General features: G+C 35.6%; 2 protein-coding genes. Both read right to left on the reverse strand.

Translation table 11 applies throughout. The annotated features are described in order from the left end of the window. Window positions 1–50: 50 nt before the first annotated feature. The gene (locus H5119_RS19760; RefSeq protein ID WP_182703445.1) at window positions 51–863 is read right to left on the reverse strand and encodes an alpha/beta fold hydrolase; all 813 of its coding nucleotides are present in this window, start codon (window positions 861–863) and stop codon (window positions 51–53) included. Window positions 864–934: 71 nt separating this feature from the next. Beyond that, window positions 935–2,779: a hypothetical protein gene (locus H5119_RS19765; protein ID WP_182703446.1), complete on the reverse strand. Its 1,845-nt coding sequence runs from the start codon at window positions 2,777–2,779 to the stop codon at window positions 935–937. Window positions 2,780–3,066 lie beyond the last annotated feature (287 nt).

The raw sequence follows: 3,066 nt of genomic DNA on the forward strand, positions 1-3,066 counted from the left end.
ACTCATTTACAGTAATTGGTATTTATACAATCAACAACCAAACCCACACCTCATTTAGTACGTTCAAGCAATTTAACTACTTGGGCTACAACCATTTCTGGCTCATCATTTTGTGGGTAGTGATAACTTTTATTTGTTATTACTATTTCACCTTGAGGAAAGGCATTAGCCCACTTTGAATGTAAGTCGCCCCACATTTCACGTGCCTTGTCGGTAAAAAATAATACAGATGGCTTTTTATATTTTTTAACTGAGGCGATTACTGTCACGGGTATGTCAGCAATTTGTGGGTAATCAGGCAGTGAGCGTTTTGCCCAAAAATCTAAATACTGATTCGACATTCCATTTTTCATATCGTCGAGCTTTATTGCTGCAATTTCTTTTTCAGCGCGTGGCAAATCAATCGCGCGCATAATATCTACATCGTGCTCTGATGCAGGCTCAATCAACATCAACGCTTTAATCTGATTAGGGTATGTTGCAGCAAATACACGCGCAATATAAGCACCATAAGAGTGCGCAATATATACAACAGGCTCTTCTATTTTCAGTGTTTTGAGTAATAATAAAGCCTCTGCTGCATATTTTTCTGAGCTATAATTTTTCTTTATTTGTGCAGAACCGCCATTACCAATACGAGAATATCGTATAACTTTAGCGTGTTGAATCAGTGATTCAAAAACCGGATCCCAATCACTTAAACCAGCAGAACCACCCGCTTCAAGTAAAATAGTATGTTTACCTTTACCAGCTAGCTCGTATTCAACGTCAAAGCCATTTACTTGAACTTTAGCCAGTTCAGCTAAAGCACTAGTAGATATAAAAAGTGAGTAGAGTAATGTTATTTTTAACTTTAATTTCATTGTATTAGGTAGATTTTTCTTTTATTAAATTAACTGATTTTTTAAGTTAGTACATGCCTTTAGTATCTGCCTTAAATATTCTTGGCTATTAACTCTGCTTTTAGCAAACCACCTTTAGTAAGTAACTTAGGAGCGAAACTTGGGTTACGTTTAGATTTGTAAGCATCAAGTATTAACTTAAGACCATGCGCTTCTAACAATGAGATATTTACTTCAGTATCCATTTCGGCGGACTCAATGAAATCATCTGAAAAGCTGGGCGCGATTATCAACACTTGTGCAACTCGTTTACCCTGGTTTTCTGCGCGAGTTACATAGGCTTTTACTTGCCGCGACGTTGTTGAATATTTGGCGAAATCTCCATTTTTACAGGTTTTTGCTTCACCTATAATTATGTCGTTATCACTTAGTGAAATTACGATATCTGCTTTATCTTTAGCAGTATTTAAATCTTTACGAAGGTCCTCGTCGATATTTAGCTCTAGTAGTTCAAAAATTGCTTTTGTGACTTCTTCAAACTTAACACCAATATCTGCTTCTGTTACATCTGCACCAACTTCCCTAAGAGTATTGATATCACGACGCGCTAATGCGTCGTAATTTTCAATTAGTTTATCGGTCGCATTAGCAAAGCTTTCTAAAATAGCAAAACGCGCATTACCACGTTTAGATAGCCCCATACTATCTCGAACTTCTCTTACTTCATCATTTGAAAGTAAATATAAAATATCATGAGGTGTGATACTCAAGGCACGTAATTTTTCAGTATCTATTATTTCATTAGCTTCAAGCTCAAATGCTTCTTTAAGCACTACTTGCATTGTTGGAAAATGTTCTTCTAATGTTTTTAGAAGCTGCTTAAATCCACTAGCGCTGAGGGAATCAAACTCCTTTTCTGTTGCACCTGATAGCGATGATAGTATTAAACTAATACGCTCATCTAAAGTAGTGCCAAGTTTTTCAGTGTCAATTTCTAAGTCTTGAATTAACTGTTTTAAGCGCTCTTTACGTTGATTTTGATTATCTTCAAGACTGTGAATATCATCTGATAGTAATCTAGCTGCGCTAAGCCCTGAATGAATAATTGTTTGAATCTTATCAGTTCGGCTTACGCCTCTTATTTTACGACCATGCGCTTTAAGTGCATTTGAAAGCTCAGCGTCAGTAAGAGTTCTGAGGATTCTTAATATATATTTATCGGCTAAATCTTTCCCTTGAATTTCATTAAGTAAAGTTACTATTTCATCTGGAATGAACACTTCTTGGCGTTTTTTACTTATAAACAATAACCCCATGTCCCTCAGACTATTTAAAGCATCCAGCACTCCATTTTTAGGAATAACATCGACTAAATGCTCTACAGCAGCGCATTCATCTGTTGTTAAATTCAACTCATCTGCAAGCACATTCAGAATGCTGCGCTCATCGTCAGTTACTTTAGCATCGCGATTATTCTTTTCATCATTAAAGTATGCTTCTTTCATGCATGCATGATAAATTTTCAAGGCCCGATTTCTTTCTAAAATGCTTTCAGTTGAATTTTGTTGAATATAATCTTTAAGCTCTTTTGAGAGCCTTGATAACTCAGCCCACTCTTTCTCATAAAGCGATTCAATCCAGCTAATTCGAGCAACTCCATTCCCGTCACGACTCAAAATATTAACTAGCAAGTTGAGTTGTGCTGTACTCATTAATATTTGATCTTTTACAGAGCATTTAAAAAAATCTCTGACCGTATGGAATAATTGGGTAATTTCGCTACCAGATGCGTTTTTAATTTGACCGTCAATGTTGTCTATTGTTTTAGCTAGTTTTTTATTATTCTTAGCAGCATCAGAACAAAGGCGGTCGAGACACGAAATAAATTTAGATTTTTCGACTTGGTTAACAATTGATAAAACTTGATTGAGTTTCATTTTTACAGAGTCCTTTCATATAATATGATCACAAATGTAACAGTTAATTTTATTCGCAGCAATAAAGCCCACTTTTGAATTACTTAATTAAGTATAGGTAAGCTCTAGCCCTCAAAATTCAAAAAGCCTAACTAACACCTCATTTATCACCCAAACCTATAAACTCCCTCGCCCATATGCCATAATCTAAATAATTCATTATTTTAGTAACTTGGCGCGTATTTAGACGCTTTTAAGTTAACTACTCAGGGTTTTCAGCATGGCATATCAAGAGCAAAATCAAGCAA

The sequence above is a fragment of the Pseudoalteromonas sp. SG45-5 genome, assembly GCF_014164085.1.
Classification (GTDB): domain Bacteria; phylum Pseudomonadota; class Gammaproteobacteria; order Enterobacterales; family Alteromonadaceae; genus Pseudoalteromonas; species Pseudoalteromonas aliena.